Origin of the sequence: Paenibacillus sp. FSL R7-0652, assembly GCF_038595045.1 — a bacterium.
Classification (GTDB): Bacteria; Bacillota; Bacilli; order Paenibacillales; family Paenibacillaceae; genus Paenibacillus.
Window position 1 is genome coordinate 3,186,767 of sequence record NZ_CP152001.1, and the last position, 23,338, is coordinate 3,210,104.

Here is a 23,338-nt window from a genome sequence, read left to right on the forward strand (position 1 = left end):
CATGAATACCCGAACAATCCCGTTAAAACGTTTGATTCCAAGTTTAATCATTGGACCAGCCACTTGGCTGGGACCATATATTGCGATGTCTAGTTTGTTTTTGCCGGCTCTGATCCAGCATCTAGATGCGGCGAATAAAATTAATATTTTAGCCCTTTTCTCAGCGCTCGGCATGATTGCAGCCGCTGTATCCAACATGGCGGCCGGTTATTTGTCAGATCGGACAAGATCGCGTTTTGGAAAGAGAACTCCTTGGCTCGTTGCTGGATCATTTGTATTTATGTTAGCCATGATCTTTGCCTCCATAAGTCCAAACGTGCCGATTTTGCTCCTTAGCTGGATGATAGGTCAAGTGGCATTAAACTTCATTGTAGCACCGATGGTTGCCTGGATTGATTTGGCTCCAGAAGGAGGAAGAGGCTCTGCGTCATCTGCATACGGCGGCCTTGGTATGGCTTTGGGCAATAACGGATTCACCATTCTGGCCGCTTTCTTTTTGGGTCAATTCAGATTGGGCTTTATCATTTTTGGTATTATCACATTTGTGGGTACACTTATTGCAGCGTTAATTGCCCGTGAGCCATCCAATCTGCATGAAACAACGGATCGAGAGGATTCATCGACTCGCCAGAAACTGTCCCTGAAAGAGGCGATGGCCGTTTTTCCAAAATGGTCTGTTGGCCGGGACTATTACTTGGCTCTCATCGGGAAGTTATCCCAAGGGATCGGAAACTTTGCCATTACGGGGTATCTCCTGTTTATCATGACAGACTTTCTTCAGAAAGATAGCTCGTCCACACAAGAGTCCATTCAGTTAATCAATATCATCATGCTGATTTTCGGTATACTGATGGGATTTGTCGCAGGACCGCTATCGGACAAGTTTAACGTGTTAAAGTATCCTGTCGGTCTGTCTACCATATCTTTGGGTATTGGTGCACTATGTTTGTACTTTTTGCAAAACGACACGGGAATTATTATCTATGCCTTTTTGGCTGGTTTAGGGATGGGAATATGGAACTCCCTGGACAACTTGTTGAACCTCAACGTTATCCCTGACAAAAACCGTGTTGGTTTGTTTCTGGGTATCTACAACCTAGGCAATACGTTGACACAGGCCATTGCACCAGTAATCGCAGCATTTTTGATCTCACAGATCGGTTTCTCATCCATATTTATGATGTCATTTGTACTGTCTATCTTTGGAGGAATCTGTATTCTGATGATCAAGTCAGTATCCAGATAAGTCTCGAAGGATAGGAACAAAGCTCACAACTCACTACGGAATATTTCATGAACTGCTGCATACCGAACGGTACGTACGGTGGTTTGAGAGGTCGGGGGCTAGCCGCCCCGTCCTACTCGATTATTTGATCTCACGCTCTTAAGTTTAACAAAAAAATGAATTAACCCTTTTCGAATTGACATATCGCAAAAGATCGATATAATAATGGTTATGAATCCAATTGAAATATTAAAAGCTGTCTCGAATGAATCCAGATTTCAGATCTTACAATGGCTCAAAGAACCATACGAACACTTCAAACCCCATGAAGGAGTGGATATGAATGAAGTAGGGGTGTGTGTGAGTCAAATCACCGACAAACTTAACATGACGCAGTCGACCGCTTCCCAGTATCTTACGATATTGCAGCGGGCAGGGCTGATCACAACCAAACGCATAGGCAAATTTACGTATTATCAGAGAGACGAGGAAGCGATAGCTGAATTTACTCGTTATATGATGAGTGATATGTAAGTTGCAACTGAGTTCTTAACCGGAATTCAGTTTTTCTTCACCTCTTCATATCGACAATTTCCAATATGTCTTTTTATGTTTCATTATATCTACAAATTTAGATATAACAATTTATAAATTCGTTAAGGAGTGGATTGAATTGATGTCATCTCATTCGAAAGTTTACATTTTAGCCATAGTCAGTTTTTTAGTCGGTACTTCCGAGTATGCTTTATCGGGTATTTTAGATAAAGTGGCTGCCTCTTTTGATGTCTCACTGGCTGCAGCAGGTCAGTTAATCACCATTTTTTCTTTGATTTATGCTCTTTGTACACCAATCCTAATGGCACTCACCGCGAGTATGGACAGAAGAAAGTTAATTATGATCAGTATGGGGATATTTGTTGTTTCTAATATCCTTGCGTTTGTCCTGCCAGGATATGGACTCTTTGCAGCTGCTCGGATCATGATGGCAATCGGAGCAGGAATTGTCGTGGTCACCGCTTTGAACATTGCTGCTAAAATTGCACCGTCAGGTAAACAAGCAAGTGCTATTGCTACAGTGGTTATGGGTTTCACAGCGTCATTAATCATTGGTGTCCCCCTCGGGAGAGTTGCAGCCGACACTCTAGGTTGGAAATCCATGTTTGCAGGAATTGCGATTTTAGGAATGCTGGCTATGATCATTCTTTCTTTCGTCATTCCCCGTATTGAGGGGGACGCGCCTGTGCCGCTTAAGCAGCAGCTGAGGCTGTTGAAAAAACCTAAAGTCGCATTAGGATTGGCGATCACTTTCTTCTGGCTGGGAGGATACTCAATTGCTTATACCTATCTTTCACCCTACTTACTTCACGTTTCAGAATTAAATGAACAATATCTCAGTGGAGCTTTACTCATATTTGGTATAGCAAGCATGATTGGTTCCAAACTTGGGGGCTTCAGTGCGGATCGGTGGGGAGTTAATCGAACATTATTCAGTGGATTTGCACTGCATATTCTCATGCTGATTCTGTTGTCTATTGTAACTCATACGTTAGTGGGCGTAATGCTCGTACTTTTGTTGTGGTCCTTTTCCGCCTGGTCATCCGGTCCAACGCAGCAATATCATTTAACAACCATTGAACCGGAAGCTTCAGGGGTTATGCTTAGTCTTAATCAGTCCATGATGCAGCTTGCTATGGCCGCGGGTGCTGGCATGGGAGGAATCGCTATTGAAACGTTCTCTCTCTCATCGATAACCTGGATTGGTGCTGGCGGGATTGCGATCGCAGTTATGGCGTTGATCGTTCTTAATCAAGTAAATGTCGTTAAACAAGCCAATGTCAATCATGAACTAGGGTGAATCAATCATAGATCACATTTTTACCTTCATCACTTAACTTTTTCAGAGATGAAGTCATATGATCAATTTCTTCATCCGTGTGTCGTTCCCATGAACCTAATTCAGCGACGATCTTTAGTGGGGATTTGGATCGATAGGATCGGGTCGGGTTTCCAGGGAACCGTTTATCCGTTACGTTGGGATCATTTTCGAAATCTCCTAAGGGTTCTACGATGTAAATTCGTTCTTTTGAATCAGATCGTGCTAATTCAGCACCCCATTTAGCAGCATTTAAGGTTCCGGTGAAGTAGATGTGATTCGACTTCTTGTCTTGATAATTGGATAAAAATTGCGGCTCTAATAAATCGCCAATGTTTAGTTCTGCTTTGGTACCGTGGAAAAAAGGGCCTTGATCCAAAATATTCTTTGTGTCATCCATGCCGAAACACCTCTTTTTTATTGGATTTGTATTTAGCAGTATAGTGCAGGCATCGGTGAAAAAACAGTCTGTTATTCTATTTTCGTAAACGTTATAATTAGAGTAGAGGAAAGATGATCGAGCCGATATGTCTCATCTTTGTGTTGAAATCATTAATGTAAAGCATTCACTAGTAGAAGATACTGTCCTGTTGAACGGACCATAATTGTTTCCATTAAGCCGCTAACTTAGCGGCTTTTTTTGTTTTTAATACGAACAGCAGTCAGCCGAAACACTTGGGCTGCATCCATTATCTGCCATCGGATTATTTTTTATATTACACCTTAAACATCGGGGCATTGGAAGCGTAATACGAGATAATAAAATGATGGAATTGCTCCAATGATGAAGAGAGGTTTCGATGTTTCATCCATGACAAGCTGATCGGATATACGGCAGCATCGTCAGCGATCGGCACATAGTGCAGTCCAAGATTACGACAGACAGAGACAGGCAGCAGTGCAACCCCCCGATCCAGTCTGATGATCTCGACCAACGTATGAGAATCGACCTCGAATGCCAAATGGGGAACAAAACCTGCCCTTTCACACAGCATCATGGTGAAACGTCGGTATTCATCGTTATTGGCGAGAGAAAGAAAAGGTTCACTCGCAGCGGCATGTAATGAGATTTGCTGTTCACTGCCATAAGCATGATCAGCAGGCAGGACAAGCACAATGTCCTCCTCGACCAGCACACGGCTGTCGATTTCCTCATCCTGAACAGGGTAGCCGGTGATCCCCAGATCCACGTCTCCTTTTTTTAGCTGTGTAATAATGTCATTTCGGCTTGCAATACCTTGATGAAGCTGGGAATCGGGGAAAACTTCGATATACTCACGTATCAGACCTGATAGAAATCTTGAATTGGAGATGGAGATCCGGATCAACCTTGACAGTTCATCCTCTTTTTCCGTAATGGCCAGCTTGGCATTCTCCAGCTCAACAAAAATGCGGTTCACATGTTTCAGCAGAATTTCTCCAGCGGCATTCAGCTCAATGTTTCTGCCTTTCCGATGAAAAAGGGGAGTACCCATTTCGTCTTCCAGCCGCTTAATCGTGAGACTTAACGAAGGTTGAGCAATGTTTAATTGGGCAGCAGCTTTTGAGATATGTTCTGTGTAAGCCACCGTTTGAAAATATTTTAGCTGGAGAAGCTCCATTGGTATGCACTCCTTATTTATTTCAATAAATATATATAGTACTTATTATGTATTATATTAAATTTAAAGAATGATGTAGACTTTTTTTATAAGCAAATCAACAAATTCAAATTACATTTAAACCAATACCCCAATAACTTGATGCAAAGGCAGGTGTCTTTTTCATGAAAATCGATGTAAACAATATTGCTAAAAACCTGAATACCCCTTTAACTGCTCCGGCATATCCGATGCCACCTTATAAATTCGTCAACCGCGAATATCTGAACATCATCTATCGAACGGATGAACAGGCTCTGCGGGCAGCTGTTCCTGAGCCATTGCAAATCACCGAACCCTTGGTGAAATTCGAAGTGATGTGGATGCCGGACGTCTCCGGACTTGGTGCATACACGGAAGCTGGACAGGTCATCCCGGTTCAGTTCAATGGAGAAGAAGGGGATTATGTGCATTCGATGTACGTGGATAACTTCCCTGCGATCGCCAGCGGCCGAGAGTTGACCGCATATCCGAAAAAGCTTGGTGCTCCCAAGCTGTACACAGACTCTGACACACTTGTGGGCACACTCGACTATGGATCACTGCGAGCAGCCACCGCAACGATGGGTTTCAAACATGTGGAGATGGATAAAGAGCTTGCAAAAAAAGAAATCTGCCGTCCCAACTTTATGATCAAAATCGCCACGGATTATACAGGCAATCTTCGCATCTGCGACTTGATTCGTACCCAAATTACCGATATCGAGGTGAAGGAAGCGTGGACAGGCCCGGCTCGGCTGCAGCTGTTTGAGCATGCACTTGCGCCTTTAGCTGATCTGCCGGTGCTTGAAGTCGTGTCTGCTTCCCACATCCTGACGAACTTAACTTTGAATGCAGCACAACCTGTATACAACTATCTGGAAGAAAAATAAGGAGGCAGCATATATGAGAATTGCAATTGTAGGTGCGGGTTCACTTGGAACCATCGTTGGAGCTTATCTGGCAGATGGCGGAATGGACGTGGAGTTAATTGATGCCTATCAGGAACATGTCGATGCACTTAATCAGACAGGAGCGAAAGTAATCGGTACGACTGAGTTCCAGGCGAAAGTAAAAGCCATCACTCCTGATCAAAAGTCAGGGCAGTATGATCTAATATTATTATTAACGAAACAGCTCTACAATGAGTCTGTGTTAAAAGAACTGCTTCCATATCTGCATGAGGACAGTGTCGTATGTTCTCTGCAAAACGGGATTCCGGAAGATAACGTGGCATCTATCGTTGGTGCGCAGCGAGTTATCGCGGGTTCGGTGGAGTTTGGCGCTACATTCATGGAACCTGGCGTATCCAGTCTGACCACGGCGTATCCTCAATTCAAGCAGTACGCATTCCAGATCGGGGAATTGAACGGGGAGACGACCGAGCGAATTCAGCGTGTAAAGGAAGTGCTGGATCTCGTTGGTGGTACACATATTTCGGATAACCTGGTAGGGACGAAATGGTCAAAACTGCTGATCAACAATGCTTTTAGCGGCTTGTCCGCTGCACTGAATGGCACGTATGGAGATATTCTGGATCATGAAGCGGGCATTCGAAGTGCTGTTCATATCATCGACGAAACGATCAAGGTCGGACATGCAAACGGTGTTTCTTTTGTCACCATGAACGGATTCGATATGGCTTCACTGGAGCTGCAGAGCGGAAATGATATCCCCGCACGTATTGAAACGTTACGTCATGTAATGGAACCATCCAGACTGCTTAAGGCGAGCATGCTGCAGGATCTGGAGAAACAACGTAACACGGAGATTCACTATATCAACGGTGTAGTTTCGAGCAAGGCTAAAGGTACCGGGATTGCAACGCCGTATAATGATATGGTCGTTCAACTGGTCGAAGCCGCAGAAGAAGCACGCAACGTACCTGAGTTTAAAACCAACATCCAAGCTTTTGAACAGCTTTTGAATATGTCACGGGTCTAAAGCTTGAAGCTTGATGTAATTACGAACTCATAACACAAATAAGACAAATAACAGATAGAACACATATAAAAAAGCCTTTCCTACCACATGAGCACAAGATGTAAACATGTTAGGGAGGGCTTCTTTATTTTGCCAAGTCTATCTCAGGCATCGTTGTTCAAACGGTCTAATCCTGCTCCACAAATTAACTACCCTTTGTCCTCATTGCCAGCATAATGCAGCAGCATATCAACTAACTGTCTCGTCATCTGATCATCCAGCTGATGAAGTTCATGAGATCGGTGTGTAAACATCTTCTGCAGCATACCCATCATCACCGTAAATATGAACTGCGCCAGCTTAAGCGGAGGGGTCGCATTACGGATACTGCCGTCGGCAGCTCCTGAAATCAATGCTTGAAGCAGGAAGTGGTTCTCTTTACCGTTTTGGATAAACCGTTCATAGGTATCCTTTAATTCCGGCTGAAAATGAACCACCTCATAATTGATATCAAATAATTGAATAAAACGAATATGGTCCGGATTTTCCTTAGCAAAAGAAACCCATGCGTTCAGCATTGCTGCAAGCTGTTCATGCCCACTACCATTTGGGGTTGCAGCCTGTCCGACATACTGTGTCATGGATTCAACCAACTGCATCTGAATGGTAAGCAGCAGCTCATCGATCGATTGGAAATGTTTATAGAAGGTCACTCGGCTTAGATTCGCTTCGGCACAAATGTCTTTGATTTTCACTTGAAGCAGACCGTGCTTTAGAAAAAGCTGCTTGCCCGCTTCGATCAGTTCATCCCGATTCTGATTTTTTAACTGCTGATGCCAATTTTCATTCGCCTGCATATCGTTTTCCTTTCTTCGAACGTTGTGTGCTCATCGTAAGTGATAATGCCGCCAGTAACATAAAGGCACCAAAAATATACGGAAAGTTCACGTTTTTGTCAAACAGTAGACCGGCAGCCAGGGGTCCAAACACGGTACCTAAGCTCGAATACGTCGTATTCAGGCCGGATGCATAACCTTGACGATCCCCCGCGCTTTTGGATATCAGGGAGCTGACGGTTGGTCGAAGGAATGCATTAAATGCAAAATAAAGCGCCGATGCAAATAACAGAAATACCAGACTTACCTTAATTAACATGAGCAGAAGAGCAATAGGGGTCATGATTAAGGACAGACGGATGAGTTTGATTTCGCCCAAGCGTTTCACAAAAAAGTCCAGCAGCCAGATTTGGACCACGATGCCGATAATCGCTCCCATCGTAATGATAATGGAGATGGTTGAAGCATTAAAACCGTATTTATACTCCGCAAATAGCGAGAAGACCGTCTCATAACTCATCAGACCAAAGGTCATCGCAAGAATAATCAACAAGTATCCGAAATAAGGGACCTTGAACGAACTCCGGATTTGCTCGCCTATTGTGAACCCTTTATTCTTCGACGTTGAGGTCGTTCTCTTTTCAGGTGGAAGAGTCTCTGGCAAGAGCAGGGTGAGCAGTGCCGCAACCAAACCCAAACCGGAAGCAACGAAATACGGCATACGTACACCCATCTCGGCAATAAAACCGCCAAGACCAGGCCCAAGTACCATACCCAGGTTCATCGATGCACCAAAATAACCCATCCCCTTGGCACGGGTCTCCGGCGTTGTAATATCGGCCACATAAGCCAGATTGGCTGGAACCATCAGACCTAGACTGATTCCCCCGATAAAACGAGCGATATAGAGAAGAGGGAGAGATGTGGATACCGCAAAAATAAGATCAGACACGACAACCAGAAACATACCTGCCATAATCAGCTTTTTGCGTCCAAAACGGTCAGCCCATTGTCCTCCTAGGGGAGAAAATAGAAACTGAGCTGCGCCAAAGGCCGCGACCAAAAATCCGGCAACGGTGCCTCCTGCATGGAACAGCTTGAGATACTCCGGTAATATCGGAATCAGCATCCCTTGTCCGAGCAAAGCAATAAACAGATTTAACATCAAAATAAACATCGGAAAGCGGGTGGATTGTGTCATCGTACGCATACGTTTACATTTCTCCTTCTCCATCATGTACACATTTTTTATAGTTTACATATCGTTAACCTTTACTCAATGTAAACCATTATAGTGTGTTATAATTCCTGTTGTAAATACATTTTTGATGGAAAAAGGGTGAGACGTATTGATTGATCACAACAATCAGGAAGAGTACCGAGATCCAATGAACTATGATCTGGAATTTGGCGGTGAGACGGACAAATACGAATTTTTCCTTCAACTTGCCAAGAAAAATCCGGGACATGTGCTGGAGCTTGCTTGTGGAACAGGATTAGCCACACTTTATTTAGCCGAAAGAGGAGTTCAAATTAGCGGTGTAGATATCGTAGAGCCTATGCTCGCGTATGCGAGGGTCAAAGCGAAGGATCTACCGGTTGCTTTTATCGAAGCAGATGCGCGTACGTTTGAATCCGATCAGCGCTTCTCCATGATTTTTCTGACAGGAAATGCATTTCAGGCTTTTCTGAGCGATGAGGATCAGCAGGCATTGCTGCAAACGGCGTATAATCATTTGGAGCCTGGTGGCATATTTGCATTTGAGATGCGGAATCCGGACGGCAATGATTTATCGGATGAAGAAGAAGAGCACTGGGGCACATTTGTCGATGTGGATGGCGTGACGGTTAATGTATCTGGCAGCCAGACATATGATGCCGAGAAACAGATCATGCACTGGACAACCGTTCGGGACTGGGGCCATCGCCAAACGACGTCACGCATTGCTTGCCGATTTACGGATGTGCAGACACTTAAGCAGTTGCTGTCAAAGCAAGGTTTTACCTTAGAGAGACAGTATGCGAACTGGGATCAAACAACGTTTCAACCCTCAAGTCCAATGGTAATTAGTGTATGTAAGAAAGGGTAAGTATGCATCGTAATGATTAAAATGATTGAAATGATGGGTTGAAATTACATAAGTAGAAAGGGGAATATTGGATATGACAACAACATCTAGAACTTGTAACGATTGCGGAGGTACATCCTTTGTGGAGGCAACGGACTTTATTAATTTGAGGCCTTTGGATAAAAAGATGTCGCTTGGTTCTGAACGCGTGTATACGATCTGTCTGAACTGCGGTGAGGTCGTTTCCATTAAAGTGAAAAACCCGGAGAAGTTGGTGAAATAAAATAATTCTCGGGAGAGAATACAAAAGCAATCCTGCACGTTTAGTACGACATAACCGTTTTATCATTTTTCGTTACAGGCAGCCGATACATATATCGGTTGTCTTTTTTGGCTTTTCCTTAAGCACAGAATATCTTCATACAAACGGCAAACGAGACCCCGCTTGTATTTCAAATGTTACATTTAGTAGAATGATGAAGCACATACACTTGAGTTTAAGAGGTAACGCTAGAATAGGGGTGCAGCAATGAACCACATTTTACTTGTTGAAGATGATGAGAATTTTGTGTTTGGAATAGAATATACGTTAACCAATGAAGGTTATGAGGTCACTCATGCGGGAACCTTGAAGGAAGCTCGCGATGCTCTTGCGCAGACCGAAATAGAACTCATTTTGCTCGATATTAATTTGCCTGACGGAACGGGATATGAATTATGCAAAGAAATTCGTGTGGACTCACAGGTACCGATCATTTTTCTCACCGCGCTGGATGAAGAGATGAATGTGGTCGCGGGATTAGATCTGGGTGCTGACGATTATATGACGAAGCCGATTCGTACCAAGGAACTTCTTTCCAGAATCAAGGCTGTTTTACGGCGTCATTCCCGACCTGAACAGCATTCGAACATATGGAAATCCGACGACTTTGAATTTCGCGTGCTGGAAGGTGTTGTTTTCAAAAATAAAAAGGAAGTTGCACTGACAACGCTGGAGTTCCGCCTGCTTCTCATGTTAATGTCCCATCCTAAACAAATATGCAGCAGGACATCAATCCTTGAGAAGTTATGGGATGTCTCTGGTGAATTCATTGATGATAATACATTGTCCGTACATATACGCAGATTAAGGGAAAAAGTGGAGGAAACGCCAGCCGCGCCTAAGTATATTGTTACGATTCGCGGGGTTGGATACAAATGGAACGCCGAAACGACAGGAGCATACCGCTGATGGTTGAAGTCATCCGTAATCCGGAGTGGAAATCTGTGTACACCAAATTTATCCTTGTTCAATTAGGTTTGACTGCAATCATTTACGTTGTGATGAATCTGCAGATCCAAAGCATCAATGAAACGGTTGTGAACCAGCAAGCGGCCTTTGTCGGACAAGTGTTAAGCAAGCAGCCGCAGCTTGAAGATCAGCTCATTCATACGATCACTCAAGGTACAGAAGAGCAGGATCTTAAGTTAGGTAAACAGATATTGTCTCGATACGGGTATACAGAGCATATGAATATTCAGGATCAGCCTGCCCTATCGGGAACAGCCTTGCCCGGGAATACAGCGTTGGTCTTTTTTCTGTGCGGTATCCCGGTGCTGCTGCTTTTATATTGGGAGTACCGCAAGTTGTTTTCCAGAATTCGCCGCGTTACACATGCAGCGGAACAGGTGGTGGAAGGTCAATTCGATACTTCATTGCCTGAGAATGCAGAGGGAGACTTCAGTACCCTTGGTCATAGCTTTAACATGATGGCAGGCAGACTAAGTCATAGTGTAGATCAGCTGAAGCAGGAGAAAACATTTCTCAGCCATCTGCTTACCGATATATCACATCAACTTAAAACACCGCTTGCATCGCTGCTTGTGTTTAATGAAAATATGCTGCATGACCCACATATGAAAGAAGAGATCCGTACCACTTTTCTGGAACGAAGCAGGCAGCAGATTGAACGCATGGAATGGCTGATTATCAGCTTGTTGAAGCTGGCACGAGTGGAAGCGGGAGCTATCGTTTTTCAACTGCAAAACATTAAACCCAAAGACATTATTGAATCAACGGTGCAGACCTTGCAGCCTTTGGCGGAGCAGAAGAAACAGAGGATCATCGTTCAAGGCGGCGAAGGCATGCTGCTGCATGCAGATGAGGAATGGTTAACCGAGGCGATTATTAATCTGACTAAAAATGCACTGGAACACTCTCCGGTATCAGGCAAAGTGTACATTACGATGGAGGATGAAGGATTATTACACTCGATTATCATCCGGGATGAAGGGGAAGGGATCAGGCCGGAACAGATTCCCCATGTATTCACGCGTTTTTACCTTGGGAGAAGCAATGCTAAACCCCACAGTACCGGGGTAGGCCTGTCACTGACCAAGTCCATTATTGAAGGTTTGGGTGGAATGATCTCGGTATCCAGCGAGCCTGGAGAAGGAACGGAATTCCGAATTACTTTCATGAAAACTGTGTATTGAGAGGAAGCTTACAATAACGTAAGCTTCCTCTTCACTTTAACGTAAGCTTCCAAGCTTATAATAACCCATATGAATACATCAATTGTTCAAGCTCTTGAAGGAGGCACATGCTTTGGAAATTTTAAAAACGAATGACTTATGTAAAACATATGGAAGCAATGACGCCAAAGTCGATGCCCTGAAAGATATTAACTTAACGGTTCAACAGGGTGAATTTGTTGCTATTGTTGGTGCCAGCGGTTCGGGAAAGAGTTCGTTACTGCATCTGCTTGGAGGTGTGGATCGCCCAACCAGTGGACAAGTTAATATTGATGGGACAGATCTATATTCTCTAAACGAGACGGATTTAGCAATCTTCAGAAGACGAAAGGTCGGTTTCATTTTCCAGGCCTATAATCTGATTCCGGTTCTAAGCGCAGAGGAAAATATTAAACTGCCTATGCTGCTCGATCATCGTCAAGCCGATGAAGACTATGCAGACGAATTAATGAATGTACTCGGCCTAAAAGACAGAAAGCATCATCTCCCTAACCAGCTATCGGGTGGGCAGCAGCAGCGCACAGCTATCGGACGGGCGTTGATTAACAAACCTTCCATCATTCTGGCTGACGAACCGACGGGAAATCTGGATAGCAAAAACAGCAAGGAAATTGTAGATTTGCTCACCTATTCGGTTCGAAAGTACAATCAAACCTTGATTATGATTACACATGATTCCGATGCAGCCCGGAGAGCGGACCGTATTGTGAACATTAAAGACGGGGTTCTTTTCGATCAGCAGCTTGAGGGTCAGCACGATGCGTAAGTATACGGAGCTCACGAAGAAATATTTGCTTGGACAGAAAAAAAGATCCATTCTCACCATTGTTGGCATCATTCTATCCGTAACGCTGCTTACGGCTGTCGGCACACTAGCGATGAGTTATCAGGACAAACTGGTACGTCAGACGATTCAAGATTACGGAGATTATGAGGTGTCCTTCAATGGAGTTCCGGGCAAAGACGTGCCTCGCATCGTGAATCAAGCCACCATAGGCAGTGCGGGAGTCATTCATCGTATTGGTTATGCCATCATAAGTTCAACGAGTGAAAAGGAGAAAAACGAAAACCCGTTTGCTGCACCGTATCGTTATTTGAATGTGAAAGGATACGACGCGCAAGCCATGTCCAAGCTTCAAGTTCAGTTAGAGAGTGGACGTTTGCCGCAAAAGCCTAACGAAATCATCCTGTCATCCTGGAGCCTGAATACGTTCGCTTCGAAACCAGCAATTGGAGATAAGATAACGCTAAACCTGGGAGATCGGCTCGAAGCTTCCACAGGAAAGGTGAAGAGTGCGAACTCCGTTGGTGATTATGGGTGGGACCTGGATGAGAAATTCAAACCACGCATGAAACAGCAATATACCGTCGTCGGGGTGATGAAAACAGCCAAAAATGTAACGTGGTCATCCACTTTTATCTATTCAGCGATTACGTATGATGATCATCAAAAAATCGATCCGTCTCAGAATTTTTTTATCTATGCGACCATGAAATCGATGGACAATATAAAGGAGAAGAGCGAAGCCATTCTGTCTTCATCGGGTTTGGGGAATGTTGATCAAGGTTCCGCTCAGGAGCTGAACCGGGAAACCGTTATAAAGAATGTACGCATTGAATACAACAATGAATTGCTCAAACTCTTTGGCAAAAGCACCTATTCCAACGTTAACCAAAGTTCAATTTATGCATTGGCAGCCATTGTTCTTATCATTATGGGATGCACAAGCGCAGTAATTTACAATACGTTTCATATTTCAGTGCTCGAACGCATCTCTCAGTTTGGCATGCTGCGCTGTCTCGGTGCAGCACCCGCTCAGATTCGCAGAATTGTATTCAAAGAAGCGACTGTGCTTAGTCTGATTGCCATTCCGATCGGTTTATTTACAGGAACCATTTTGATGAAAGTGTTATTCTATAACATCAGTATGCTGACATTAGGTTTCTTGAACGACATGCACATGATTATTTCAGTGCCTATTCTACTTGCAGCGGCAGGTTTAGGACTGATTGTTGTTTATGTGTCAGCGCTGGGTCCAGCCAAGCTGGCATCCAGCGTCTCACCACTTGAAGCACTGAAAACCTCAGGCAGCACGGTGGTAGAGCAGGGGGATTTCAAGCGATTGTCTTTTGCAGGCAGCAAATGGCTCGGGTTTGAAGGCCGGTTTGCCAGCCGAAATATTCGGCGGAACCGAAAGAGATTTCGCATTACGGCTTTTTCAATGATTATCAGCATGGTCATGTACATTGTGTTTAGCGGCTTGGTGAACGTTCTGGGTACAACCTCTGCATCAGGTATCAATTACTCTTACTCTTTGGACTATCAGGGTATGAGTAAACGTATCCCTAATTCGGTATATAACAAGCTGGCTACACTTGATGGAGTTAAACAGGCTTATTCTTTCTACAATCATCAGCTCCAAGCGATCATTCCGAAAGAAAAATTGAATCCGAATTACTACCAGCAGCAGAAAGAAATGTACAGTGTTGAAATGGAGAACGGATATCGGACGGATAACAACTTTCTCATGTCTTACGGTATAAACGGACTTCAGGAGCTTCGTCCCAAACTCACCTCCGGAAGCATTGATGCAAGCCAAATGAACGATGAAAATGGTGTCATTGTTATCCAGAAAATCAGCATGACCACCGAAAAAGGAACTAACATGATCATTGACCAGACCCGTTTCAAGGTTGGGGATAAAATTAAAGTTCGCTCAATGAATGACAATCAGCCTTACAAAACGGTTACTGTTGTCGGAACCGCAGATCAAGGTCCTCTTTCTGGTGAATACACCGAAAGTGCTATTATTCAAATGATAACGACACCAAAGGTGATTGAAAACATCACGAGTGATAATGCTTATGACAGAATATTACTTCAAGCCAATCCTGAGACAGATAACGGGGCAATTGTGGGTTATTTCAAAAGTCTTGTGCAGCAGGATGCAGGGTATAGTTACCGTGATCGGGTAGAGGAAATGAAACAAGCTCGCAACGATGCGATGACGTTAAATATATTCCTGTACGGCTTCATAGGTGTCATTGCAGCTATTGCGTTTCTGAATATTTTGAATACGGTGAGTACGAATCTTATTCTGCGAACGAAGGAGTTCGCCGTATTAAAAGCGATTGGTATGACGCAAAAGGAAATTCGCAAAATGGTTTTGCTTGAGGGTGTGTTCTATGGCGTATTTGCAGCTGTGTACGGAAGTCTTCTCGGTACAGCCTTGAGCTACGGTGTATCTTATCTGATGAGGAATGCTGTGCAGATCGAATGGGTTATGCCTTGGAGCAGCATTCTCACTAGCAGCTTGGGTGCTATCGCAGCCACACTCTTAGCCTCCTACTGGCCGCTTAGACGTCTTGAACGAATCCAGATTACAGATGGTTTGCGCGGGGAAAATTAACGCGTCAAAAAGCCCGGTTGTTCGCTTTAAAACGAACAACCGAGCTTTTTTTTGGCATGAATAAATTCTGAAATAGACAGGAGAAAAATTATAGAATTAAACATCAGATCAAATCCGAGGATGAAGAGCTCGTTACTCCCTTAAGAAAAACAAGTACAATTTTCTCCGCTAGGACGCGATGAGACTCATATTTTTGCTGATCATGTTCTCGGTTCCCCATCAACATTAGAGTCGAAAAAGCTTCTGCCAAGAATAGCGGCTCTTCTTCACGAAAGATTTTCTTATCCATGGCTTTTCTAAAATGCGAGGCTAACACCTCATGAATCTGATGTTCTGCTTCACGAATGGCATGAATCTGTTCTTCCTCCAGAAAAGGCTCCGCTTCACGCATCATCATTTCGATCTCACCATGCGGATTGGCAAGACGAGCTTCTGCTAATCGAATTAACCCGTCTCGCAGATGTTCCGCCTCATCCAGCATATGCGCGGTAATTTTTCTAACGTTCTGCAGCATCGTTGTCATGGCTGCCACGAATAGATCCGCTTTGCCCGCGAAATGATAATATATGGTTGGTTTGGATACGCCGCATTTCTTGCCGATCTGCTGAAGGGTCACCATCTCGTAGCCAAATTCTTTAAATAGGGTGGATGCCGTATAGATAATAGTCTGCTGCATGGAAATGTCATTGTCCGTCTGCTTGGGTCTCCCGCGCAAACGTTTAGGTACTTGCTCTGGCATAGATTCGTACACACTCCTTCCACAATATTTTATGTCAAATCATAAATATAAGCAAAGAGTCTTGTAATTTTACTTACCAGTAAATATAATTAATTCTGTAATTAAAAATGATACGTTTAAAGGTAGGGCAATAGAATTATGGTAAGGACAGCAGCGCGTAAGAACAGATGGAAAAAAATTGCGATATGGACCAGTGTAGTGATTATTGCCCTGGTTGCAGGAATGTCTGCCTACTTGGCATCGGTAACCTACAGCCCATCGGAACAAGCGGAAGCGGCAATGAAAAGTGACAATCAGGTCGTTGTCAGCGAAGTGAAGAACGGTTATCAATTTGAACCTAAAGGGCAGCACATCTCACAGCCGAATGTTGTGTTCTATCCCGGAGGTTTGGTGGAGCCGGCAAGTTACGCGCCTATGGCACGGGCACTAGCGAAGCATGGACATCGTGTATATATTACAAAGATGCCGCTGAACTTGGCGATGTTCGGGGGGAAACGGGCCGATTCGTTTCTCGCGGAACATGCGGGTGAAAGCTTTGTTATTGGTGGGCATTCATTAGGAGGTGTGTTTGCTTCAAGATATGCTGCGGCACACACAGACCAGATCAAAGGTGTCTTTTTCCTGGCTTCTTATGCAGATGATGGCGGGAGACTGGACGGAACGAACTTGTCCGCACTGCAAATGACGGGCAGCAAGGATGGTGTTCTGAACTGGGAATCGTGGGAAAAAGCCAAATCCAATCTTCCGATTGACACGACATATGTAAGTATTGAAGGCGGTAACCATGGTCAATTTGGCTCCTACGGAATGCAGAAGGGAGACAATGAACCTAAGATCACAGAACAGGAACAGCTTAAGCAGGTTGTTCAGGCATTGGAAGAATGGATAAAATCATTAAAACCATGAGAAAGTAAAAAAAGACCGAGGCTCTCATCTGCAAACGATGAATGCTGTCGGTCTTTTGTTGATTTTCTATTGAACAACGGGATCGATCTCCGCTTCTCTTGGTTAACGTCTTCGGAAAGCTCCGCCGCGTGCCAGAGCAAAAAAGAGGAGCAGCGCAATAATCGAGCCAACGATCGCCGGAATGATATGAAATCCGCCAATCACCGGTCCCCTCGGTCCAAGCAATTCCGTTCCTAGCCAGGAACCGATAAAACCCGCAACAATGTTCCCAAGTACACCGCCCGGTACATCCCGCCCAATCAAGCTGCCGCTTAACCAGCCAATAAGTCCACCAACAATAAGTACCCAGAGCAGATCCATGGTTTGTTCTCCTTTCTTCGGGTTTATTACAAGTTATGTCGGGCTCAGTGGAATATACCTCATCTTCCTGTTGGTGGAGGAGTTTAAATGGTCTGTGCTAAGATGAGAGTACTTAGGATGCAGGCTGGGGAACAAGGATAGAAGGGGTGTACAGACATTGAAGAAAATACTTGTCATTGACGACGAAGTCGCCATTCGAGATTTGATTGAGCTTGTACTACGGCGAGAAAATTATGATGTGAAAACCGCAGAAGATGGCAAAACCGGACTGCAATTGTTAGAATCATTTCAACCCGACCTGGTGCTGCTTGATTTGATGCTGCCAGATTGCTCCGGATATGACTTGTGCAAGGAAATAACGGGCAAACGTTCTCTTCCAGTGATTATGCTCTCTGCCAAAAATGAGATTATAGATAAAGTGCTCGGACTAGAGCTTGGCGCGGAAGATTATATGACCAAACCCTTTGACAATCGGGAATTGCTCGCTCGAATCAAAGTGGTTCTGAGAAGAAACGAGAGCAAGGTAGAAGCTGGTGAAGGGACAGAATCGCAAACGACACGTATCGTTCATGAAGAATTGACATTTGATCTTGAAAGCCGAAGAGTGCTGAAAAACGATGTGCCTGTCTCCCTAACAGCCAAAGAGTTTAAAATTCTCGAAACTTTACTTAAAAGGCCTGACAAAATCTATACTCGGGATGAGCTCTTACAGATCGGATGGGGATATGATTTTATGGGGGATAGCCGCAGCGTCGATATGACCATCATGCGATTGCGGAAGAAACTGGAGGATAACGCGGACGAACCGAAATATGTCCGAACGATCTATGGGTTCGGCTATCAGCTTGGAGGTGGCGGGGCCTGAAGTACGCAACCCGGTTACTGCTGAACTATTTGTTTTTCTCCGTGCTGTCCTTTGGCATTATCATATTTGCTATTAATAAAGCCATTGATTACTACAGCTTCATTACCATTGAAAAACAGATGATGGAGAAGGCGGATCTGTCTGAGTTGTCCTTCCGTGAGGTGCTGGCACAGCATCGATCATCATCAGGGGAGCCGCAGACGAAAGAAATCGTCAGACTTGCACTGGAGAAGCTGAAAGCTTCAGGCAAGGAAGTGCGGATCTATGACAGCTCCAAGCAGCTGCTCGGTTTGGCTGTAGATGGCATCATCATTAATGATGGCAAACCACACATTTTCGAGAAAAATATTGAAAAAGCTCTGAGCGGAAGTTATGCCTACACTGTAACGGATGACCATTTGCTTTATTTTGCAACACCCATTCAGAATCAATTTTACGAAAATGCATATGTGTATGAGTTCGTAGAGGACATTTCGTACTTTTATGCGATCATGGATCAAATCCGTTATGTCTTATTTGCGGGTGCAGGCGGATTCATTGTGCTGATTACGTTAGCCAGTCTGTGGATTGCACGCAATACAACCAAACCGATTAAGGTGCTCCTGGGTGCCGCACAAAGTTTCTCCAAACAAGAATTTCGCCGAGTTCATCTGAACCGCAAGGATGAGCTGGGCATGCTGGCGGAAGGGTTAGATCAAATGGGTCAGCAGCTTCATAATTACATTCAATACCAGAAACAATTTGTCTCCAACGTATCTCATGAATTAAAAACACCTCTGGCAGCGATTCGTGGTTTCTCTCAATACTTGTACGAAGGGGAGAATGAGAACGAAGAGCTGCAAAAAATCTATGCGCATCTGCTGCAGGAATCGGATCGGCTCACCCGTTTGATCAATGAACTGTTGTTGTTATCCCGATTTGATAAGACAGGTTCAAGCGAACTGGAAGTCGAAAAGACAGAAATGAACTCGCTGATCCAGCAAGTCGCCACGAATATGGAAGCCAAGGCGAAGGAGAAAAAGATCAGGATCACGGTTAAACAAGCGGAGGGAGACCCGGCAGATGAAAATCTGACAAAAGTCTACGCGAATGTCAATCCAATGCTCATATCCCATGCAATCGCCAACCTTATGGATAACGCTATCAAATATTCAGGCAGCCATTCTACGATTGAAGTGCAGATGGAACATACGTCAAGCGAGGTTGTTGTAAAGATAGGTGACCAAGGCATCGGAATCGCGGGTGACGAACTGGAGCGAGTACAGGAACGCTTCTACCGGGCGAAAAATGCAAGCACAGCGAATGGTTCAGGACTCGGGCTGTCCATTTGTAAAGAGATCGTCGAGCGGTTCAATGGATATATCGACGTGGAAAGTGAGTTAGGACAAGGCACGACAGTGACCATTGTGCTGCCCCGTGCTTAAGCTTTCTCCCATATGGAAGCCCTAATAAGTTCCGTTACAAGACTGATACATTTCTGTTATAAGACTAACAAATGCTTTTTTTATAATGACTTCATAAGAACAAATCACACATTTATGGAGGGATTAAATGATGAAGTCTACAAAGAAAGCTGCAGGTTTTATCCTACTGAGTATTGTCCTAACGATGGCAATGACGGGCTGTCAGTCCAGCAATGCCGAGTCTCCCGAGCCTGCTCAGAACTCGGTTGAACCAGGTACATCGAAGGAGCAGAACAAAGACGAAGGAGCAGCAAATTCAAATGCCCCTGCTTCCGAGAAATCAGAGGGAGAAGATAGTGCCGTCATTAAAGAAGGTTCAGTGGAGAAGGAAGGCAATGTGGTGCTGAAGGAGCTTGCTTTTGTCTATAACGAACACACGATTGCGATCTCGGATACAGCGAATGAAGAGCAGATGGAGCAGATGCTGGGTAAACCGGATAACGTGAAATCCCATACGTATACTGAAGGTGATGGAACCAATATGGATAATTTAATCGGATTTACGGAAAAAGTATACACGTACCCTGGTCTGGAGATTAAAACCATCAGTGTACCTGAAGGCAAACAAGACTCGATCTTTAATATCCAAATTACCGATCCCAAGTATACGACAGTTCGAAACATTAAAGCAGGGGACAGCTTGGACACACTTAAAAAAGCTTATCCTGAAGGAAAGCTAGTGGGGGATGGGGCACCTGACGAGGAAGATGACTTCCGTTACGAGCCATCAAACTATATAGATGTCATGTCGTTCCATATCAAAGATGCCAAGGTTGAGAGTATTCAGATCTTCAGCCTGCTGGACTAAATATACAATCGACTCACTTCTTTGATTCACAGAGCGGTTTTATAAGATTTACTTTTCGAACCTGCCCAAAAGTTTGGGCAGGTTTTATGTCGTTATGAGTTGATAACGTTGGTCAGAATAGACGAACCATAGTGAAATGAACACATCTCTATATTTTCAAGTTACTTTCCAACTAATACAAACACATTTTCATCAGGGGCTTTCATTACAGCTATATTCCAGACTCCGTTGCAAAGGGAGTTCTTCAGAACTGTCCTTTTGAGGGAATTTTAAACTTATTACTGTCCAGCCAGAGCCGTTCTCCAAGCTGCGTTCTATTTTCCAATTTTCAGTTAAACCCATAGAAGTGTAGAACAAATGTTCCTTATGAATTCTACTATTTCCCATGTTTAAAAGCATTAATTACTTAGAAAAGTGCTTGAAGAATAAAGGGTACAAGTTTTCCTTACGCAACTTTTTTGGATGCCCGTTAAACTCTTGCGGCACTCAGACTATGTTTGCTTACACTCAAAACGTTTCTCTAGACCCACACAAATGTTCAATGATACCATCATACAAGTGTTAAGAGAGTTGAAGATTGCGGGAGGAACGGAATGTGGATCAAGTAAGATACGAAAACTTAAAACTCGGGGAACGTGGGGCGATCATCAGTATCATCGCTTATATATGTTTGACCGCAATAAAGCTGGTGATTGGCACTATTGCTGGCTCTGAAGCACTCAAAGCAGACGGCTTGAATAATGCAACGGATATTGTCGCATCCATCGCCGTACTGATTGGTTTAAGATTCGCCCAGCGTCCGGCCGATAAAGATCATACATATGGGCACTGGCGGGCAGAAACGGTGGCTTCTCTTGTCGCTTCGTTCATCATGATGGCTGTGGGGCTGCAGGTATTATTTGAAGCCTTCACTTCCGTATTCGAGGGTAAGCACGAATCTCCTGATCTCCTTGCCGCGTATACAGGCATTTTTTGCGCAGTTGTTATGGTTTTAGTCTATCGATACAATAAAAGACTGGCCACACGTATCAAAAGCCAGGCAGTTATGGCTGCCGCACGGGATAATATTTCCGATGCTTGGGTGAGTATCGGTGCCGTCGTCGGGATCGTGGGTTCCCAGTTCGGCCTTCCGTGGCTTGACCCTGTAACGGCGATTATCGTCGGTTTGCTGATCTGCAAAACGGCCTGGGATATTTTCAGAGAAGCTACGCACCATCTTACAGATGGATTTGACGTAGAGTTGATTCAAGAATACCGGGAGACCATCGCCGGAATCAACGGTGTAGAGACGGTTAAAGATGTACGAGCACGTAATTACGGCAGCAACGCCGTGGTTGACGTGGTGATCACGGTTCGTGGAGATTTGGATCTGCAGCAAGCTCATGATATTTGTACCGATGTGGAAAACGAGCTTCTGGAAGAGCATGATGTGTATACGGTACACGTTCATGTCGAGCCGGAAGCAGTCAAAGAATACATGTGATATTGTTCGAAATATAAAAGGGCAAGAATACGCAAAAAACCAGTAAACAATAATGTTTACTGGTTTTTTTGATATTGTTACCTTCGAAATTCTTTCACATTTTTTACACTCCCGTGTTAATGAAAGTGTCCTCATGCTGCATTTATTTGGGCATATTGTACATGATTAGATTATTGTACTTATCCGCGTGTTTCTGTTCATCCAGAATAATACCCCACACTGTGTCTTTGTATATGCCGTAGGGGAGACCAAACCATATTTTTCTGTACTTCTCTACAGCGGCAAGTTCACCCTGAAATGCCTTTTGCAAGCCGCCGAGATAGGAGGAAACTGTTTCCGGAGATTCACTGCTTACCCCCGTAATTTCTTGACCCGTAAGATCTTTGTACATCTGTCTGAACATCTGATTATGTCCGCGCTCATCATTACGAATGCTTGTAATTATAGCTGCTTGGGTAGAGTCAGGAGCCATGCGGATGAGAGCATCATAGAAGATTTCATCATTTCGTTCACCTTGAACAGCCGATTGTATTAATCCAAGTGCTTCAGCCGTGGATGTCGCCCATACTGGAGTAAAAGCACTTCTGTAAAGATAAGGATACGCCGTGTACATTCCAATCCCTCCATAACAATGATGAGTTATGATATGCACAGATGCCCAGCAGCGTTAACCTTCTTTTCGTTACAATTGCTATATGACATTTCTTACCCCGGCATTCTAACGATTGGAACGCTTAACGATAGCGTCTGGAAATGTCTTTTTTAAAAAGCTTACTATAGCCATAGGCTAGCACAAAAGGAAGGAAATAGGACCAGTACGTCCAGAAGATATTCCATCCGTTAAAATAAACAACATGCCCCATCAACTTAGCACACCACTCAATCAGCGTCAGCACAAGTGCTGATATAAAGATGCTTGACCAAGGTCTGGTCTTTTTTACTAGAATCATGTACATCATGATACACCCCGTAATAGGATAAATACCAAGTTCCATCGGCAGAGCAGCATATGACTGGTTGTTTGTATTCGGCATAATATTCCAAAAATAATTAAACCCGACACTGTTAATGCAAGCCGATATGGCCACCCCAAGGGGGAAAAATAACACGAGCAAGTAGTAATGACGTCTTAAAATCCACGTACCCAGCAGCAGGGGGATGAACATACCTAGAACCCAGTTACCCAGCATATCTTTTCCTCCAAATCTAACTCTGATCGTCGACTTCTGTTTCGGATTTAATAGC

General features: G+C 44.1%; 24 protein-coding genes and 1 pseudogene. 16 read left to right on the top strand and 9 right to left on the bottom strand.

Features of this window, described 5'->3' with window-relative positions; translation table 11 throughout:
* Position 1: 1 nt before the first annotated feature.
* The 3 genes from MKY97_RS14395 to MKY97_RS14405 all read left to right on the top strand — a co-directional run bounded on the left by MKY97_RS14395 (position 2) and on the right by MKY97_RS14405 (position 3,080).
* Complete coding sequence (locus tag MKY97_RS14395) at positions 2 to 1,246, top strand: MFS transporter (protein WP_342556079.1); 1,245 nt, start codon at positions 2 to 4, stop codon at positions 1,244 to 1,246.
* Between the two features lie 210 nt (positions 1,247 to 1,456).
* Complete coding sequence (locus MKY97_RS14400; protein WP_342556335.1) at positions 1,457 to 1,759, top strand: metalloregulator ArsR/SmtB family transcription factor; 303 nt, start codon at positions 1,457 to 1,459, stop codon at positions 1,757 to 1,759.
* Positions 1,760 to 1,901: 142 nt separating this feature from the next.
* Positions 1,902 to 3,080, top strand: coding sequence for an MFS transporter (locus MKY97_RS14405; RefSeq protein WP_342556336.1), 1,179 nt, complete (start codon positions 1,902 to 1,904; stop codon positions 3,078 to 3,080).
* Between the two features lies 1 nt (position 3,081).
* On the opposite strand, the gene arr is transcribed toward MKY97_RS14405, so the two are convergent.
* Both arr and MKY97_RS14415 read right to left on the bottom strand, forming a co-directional pair.
* Positions 3,082 to 3,498: an NAD(+)--rifampin ADP-ribosyltransferase gene (gene arr, locus MKY97_RS14410; RefSeq protein ID WP_342556080.1), complete on the bottom strand. Its 417-nt coding sequence runs from the start codon at positions 3,496 to 3,498 to the stop codon at positions 3,082 to 3,084.
* A gap of 316 nt (positions 3,499 to 3,814) precedes the next feature.
* Positions 3,815 to 4,699, bottom strand: a complete 885-nt coding sequence (locus MKY97_RS14415) for a LysR family transcriptional regulator (protein WP_342556081.1) — start codon at positions 4,697 to 4,699, stop codon at positions 3,815 to 3,817.
* A 164-nt stretch (positions 4,700 to 4,863) separates the two neighbouring features.
* Here MKY97_RS14415 and MKY97_RS14420 point away from each other — a divergent pair, with 164 nt between their 5' ends.
* Both MKY97_RS14420 and MKY97_RS14425 read left to right on the top strand, forming a co-directional pair.
* A complete protein-coding gene (locus MKY97_RS14420; RefSeq protein ID WP_342556082.1) occupies positions 4,864 to 5,610 on the top strand; it encodes an acetoacetate decarboxylase in 747 nt (248 codons plus the stop codon).
* 13 nt (positions 5,611 to 5,623) lie between these two features.
* Positions 5,624 to 6,661, top strand: a complete 1,038-nt coding sequence (locus tag MKY97_RS14425) for a 2-dehydropantoate 2-reductase (protein ID WP_342556083.1) — start codon at positions 5,624 to 5,626, stop codon at positions 6,659 to 6,661.
* 188 nt (positions 6,662 to 6,849) lie between these two features.
* On the opposite strand, the gene MKY97_RS14430 is transcribed toward MKY97_RS14425, so the two are convergent.
* Together MKY97_RS14430 and MKY97_RS14435 are read right to left on the bottom strand one after the other, a co-directional pair.
* Entirely contained in the window at positions 6,850 to 7,497 is a 648-nt protein-coding gene (locus MKY97_RS14430) for a TetR/AcrR family transcriptional regulator (protein ID WP_342556084.1), read from the bottom strand.
* Positions 7,484 to 8,686, bottom strand: coding sequence for an MFS transporter (locus MKY97_RS14435; protein ID WP_342556085.1), 1,203 nt, complete (start codon positions 8,684 to 8,686; stop codon positions 7,484 to 7,486). The genes MKY97_RS14430 and MKY97_RS14435 overlap by 14 nt, the downstream gene beginning before the upstream one ends.
* A gap of 139 nt (positions 8,687 to 8,825) precedes the next feature.
* Here MKY97_RS14435 and MKY97_RS14440 point away from each other — a divergent pair, with 139 nt between their 5' ends.
* The 6 genes from MKY97_RS14440 to MKY97_RS14465 all read left to right on the top strand — a co-directional run bounded on the left by MKY97_RS14440 (position 8,826) and on the right by MKY97_RS14465 (position 15,469).
* A complete protein-coding gene (locus MKY97_RS14440; protein WP_342556086.1) occupies positions 8,826 to 9,566 on the top strand; it encodes a methyltransferase domain-containing protein in 741 nt (246 codons plus the stop codon).
* A gap of 73 nt (positions 9,567 to 9,639) precedes the next feature.
* The gene (locus tag MKY97_RS14445) at positions 9,640 to 9,828 is read left to right on the top strand and encodes a hypothetical protein (RefSeq protein WP_308721801.1); all 189 of its coding nucleotides are present in this window, start codon (positions 9,640 to 9,642) and stop codon (positions 9,826 to 9,828) included.
* Positions 9,829 to 10,074: 246 nt separating this feature from the next.
* The gene (locus tag MKY97_RS14450) at positions 10,075 to 10,776 is read left to right on the top strand and encodes a response regulator transcription factor (protein WP_342556087.1); all 702 of its coding nucleotides are present in this window, start codon (positions 10,075 to 10,077) and stop codon (positions 10,774 to 10,776) included.
* The gene (locus MKY97_RS14455; protein ID WP_342556088.1) at positions 10,776 to 12,020 is read left to right on the top strand and encodes a HAMP domain-containing sensor histidine kinase; all 1,245 of its coding nucleotides are present in this window, start codon (positions 10,776 to 10,778) and stop codon (positions 12,018 to 12,020) included. The genes MKY97_RS14450 and MKY97_RS14455 overlap by 1 nt, the downstream gene beginning before the upstream one ends.
* A gap of 112 nt (positions 12,021 to 12,132) precedes the next feature.
* Positions 12,133 to 12,825 carry an ABC transporter ATP-binding protein gene (locus MKY97_RS14460; RefSeq protein ID WP_342556089.1) on the top strand — a complete coding sequence of 231 codons (693 nt, stop codon included), beginning with the start codon at positions 12,133 to 12,135 and terminating at the stop codon, positions 12,823 to 12,825.
* Complete coding sequence (locus MKY97_RS14465; protein ID WP_342556090.1) at positions 12,818 to 15,469, top strand: FtsX-like permease family protein; 2,652 nt, start codon at positions 12,818 to 12,820, stop codon at positions 15,467 to 15,469. Before MKY97_RS14460 ends, MKY97_RS14465 begins: the two co-directional genes overlap by 8 nt.
* A gap of 103 nt (positions 15,470 to 15,572) precedes the next feature.
* On the opposite strand, the gene MKY97_RS14470 is transcribed toward MKY97_RS14465, so the two are convergent.
* Positions 15,573 to 16,208 (bottom strand): TetR/AcrR family transcriptional regulator, encoded by a 636-nt coding sequence (locus tag MKY97_RS14470; RefSeq protein WP_342556091.1) that lies wholly within the window; start codon positions 16,206 to 16,208, stop codon positions 15,573 to 15,575.
* 138 nt (positions 16,209 to 16,346) lie between these two features.
* Here MKY97_RS14470 and MKY97_RS14475 point away from each other — a divergent pair, with 138 nt between their 5' ends.
* Positions 16,347 to 17,114 (top strand): alpha/beta hydrolase, encoded by a 768-nt coding sequence (locus MKY97_RS14475; RefSeq protein ID WP_342556092.1) that lies wholly within the window; start codon positions 16,347 to 16,349, stop codon positions 17,112 to 17,114.
* A 102-nt stretch (positions 17,115 to 17,216) separates the two neighbouring features.
* Here the strand turns inward: MKY97_RS14475 and MKY97_RS14480 are convergent, their stop codons facing one another.
* A complete protein-coding gene (locus MKY97_RS14480) occupies positions 17,217 to 17,474 on the bottom strand; it encodes a GlsB/YeaQ/YmgE family stress response membrane protein (protein ID WP_342556093.1) in 258 nt (85 codons plus the stop codon).
* A gap of 157 nt (positions 17,475 to 17,631) precedes the next feature.
* Between MKY97_RS14480 and MKY97_RS14485 the strand changes: the two genes are divergently transcribed.
* The 3 genes from MKY97_RS14485 to MKY97_RS14495 all read left to right on the top strand — a co-directional run bounded on the left by MKY97_RS14485 (position 17,632) and on the right by MKY97_RS14495 (position 20,610).
* Positions 17,632 to 18,339 carry a response regulator transcription factor gene (locus tag MKY97_RS14485; protein WP_342556094.1) on the top strand — a complete coding sequence of 236 codons (708 nt, stop codon included), beginning with the start codon at positions 17,632 to 17,634 and terminating at the stop codon, positions 18,337 to 18,339.
* Between the two features lie 29 nt (positions 18,340 to 18,368).
* Positions 18,369 to 19,763 (top strand): HAMP domain-containing sensor histidine kinase, encoded by a 1,395-nt coding sequence (locus MKY97_RS14490; RefSeq protein ID WP_342556095.1) that lies wholly within the window; start codon positions 18,369 to 18,371, stop codon positions 19,761 to 19,763.
* A gap of 127 nt (positions 19,764 to 19,890) precedes the next feature.
* Positions 19,891 to 20,610, top strand: coding sequence for a hypothetical protein (locus MKY97_RS14495; RefSeq protein ID WP_342556096.1), 720 nt, complete (start codon positions 19,891 to 19,893; stop codon positions 20,608 to 20,610).
* A 161-nt stretch (positions 20,611 to 20,771) separates the two neighbouring features.
* On the opposite strand, the pseudogene MKY97_RS14500 reads toward MKY97_RS14495, so the two are convergent.
* A pseudogene (locus tag MKY97_RS14500) lies at positions 20,772 to 21,009 on the bottom strand (hypothetical protein).
* 196 nt (positions 21,010 to 21,205) lie between these two features.
* On the opposite strand from MKY97_RS14500, the gene MKY97_RS14505 reads away from it, so the two are divergent.
* Complete coding sequence (locus tag MKY97_RS14505) at positions 21,206 to 22,093, top strand: cation diffusion facilitator family transporter (protein ID WP_342556097.1); 888 nt, start codon at positions 21,206 to 21,208, stop codon at positions 22,091 to 22,093.
* A 142-nt stretch (positions 22,094 to 22,235) separates the two neighbouring features.
* Here the strand turns inward: MKY97_RS14505 and MKY97_RS14510 are convergent, their stop codons facing one another.
* Both MKY97_RS14510 and MKY97_RS14515 read right to left on the bottom strand, forming a co-directional pair.
* Positions 22,236 to 22,706 (bottom strand): ferritin-like domain-containing protein, encoded by a 471-nt coding sequence (locus MKY97_RS14510; RefSeq protein WP_342556098.1) that lies wholly within the window; start codon positions 22,704 to 22,706, stop codon positions 22,236 to 22,238.
* 121 nt (positions 22,707 to 22,827) lie between these two features.
* Complete coding sequence (locus tag MKY97_RS14515; RefSeq protein ID WP_342556099.1) at positions 22,828 to 23,283, bottom strand: hypothetical protein; 456 nt, start codon at positions 23,281 to 23,283, stop codon at positions 22,828 to 22,830.
* Positions 23,284 to 23,338: the final 55 nt, after the last annotated feature.

Coding starts and splice junctions, on each gene's coding strand:
- MKY97_RS14395 (WP_342556079.1), top strand. CDS start 2: ATGAATACCCGAACAATCCCGTTAAAACGTTTGATTCCAAGTTTAATC.
- MKY97_RS14400 (WP_342556335.1), top strand. CDS start 1,457: ATGAATCCAATTGAAATATTAAAAGCTGTCTCGAATGAATCCAGATTT.
- MKY97_RS14405 (WP_342556336.1), top strand. CDS start 1,902: ATGTCATCTCATTCGAAAGTTTACATTTTAGCCATAGTCAGTTTTTTA.
- arr (WP_342556080.1), bottom strand. CDS start 3,498: ATGGATGACACAAAGAATATTTTGGATCAAGGCCCTTTTTTCCACGGT.
- MKY97_RS14415 (WP_342556081.1), bottom strand. CDS start 4,699: ATGGAGCTTCTCCAGCTAAAATATTTTCAAACGGTGGCTTACACAGAA.
- MKY97_RS14420 (WP_342556082.1), top strand. CDS start 4,864: ATGAAAATCGATGTAAACAATATTGCTAAAAACCTGAATACCCCTTTA.
- MKY97_RS14425 (WP_342556083.1), top strand. CDS start 5,624: ATGAGAATTGCAATTGTAGGTGCGGGTTCACTTGGAACCATCGTTGGA.
- MKY97_RS14430 (WP_342556084.1), bottom strand. CDS start 7,497: ATGCAGGCGAATGAAAATTGGCATCAGCAGTTAAAAAATCAGAATCGG.
- MKY97_RS14435 (WP_342556085.1), bottom strand. CDS start 8,686: ATGCGTACGATGACACAATCCACCCGCTTTCCGATGTTTATTTTGATG.
- MKY97_RS14445 (WP_308721801.1), top strand. CDS start 9,640: ATGACAACAACATCTAGAACTTGTAACGATTGCGGAGGTACATCCTTT.
- MKY97_RS14450 (WP_342556087.1), top strand. CDS start 10,075: ATGAACCACATTTTACTTGTTGAAGATGATGAGAATTTTGTGTTTGGA.
- MKY97_RS14455 (WP_342556088.1), top strand. CDS start 10,776: ATGGTTGAAGTCATCCGTAATCCGGAGTGGAAATCTGTGTACACCAAA.
- MKY97_RS14465 (WP_342556090.1), top strand. CDS start 12,818: ATGCGTAAGTATACGGAGCTCACGAAGAAATATTTGCTTGGACAGAAA.
- MKY97_RS14470 (WP_342556091.1), bottom strand. CDS start 16,208: ATGCCAGAGCAAGTACCTAAACGTTTGCGCGGGAGACCCAAGCAGACG.
- MKY97_RS14475 (WP_342556092.1), top strand. CDS start 16,347: ATGGTAAGGACAGCAGCGCGTAAGAACAGATGGAAAAAAATTGCGATA.
- MKY97_RS14480 (WP_342556093.1), bottom strand. CDS start 17,474: ATGGATCTGCTCTGGGTACTTATTGTTGGTGGACTTATTGGCTGGTTA.
- MKY97_RS14495 (WP_342556096.1), top strand. CDS start 19,891: ATGATGAAGTCTACAAAGAAAGCTGCAGGTTTTATCCTACTGAGTATT.
- MKY97_RS14510 (WP_342556098.1), bottom strand. CDS start 22,706: ATGTACACGGCGTATCCTTATCTTTACAGAAGTGCTTTTACTCCAGTA.
- MKY97_RS14515 (WP_342556099.1), bottom strand. CDS start 23,283: ATGCTGGGTAACTGGGTTCTAGGTATGTTCATCCCCCTGCTGCTGGGT.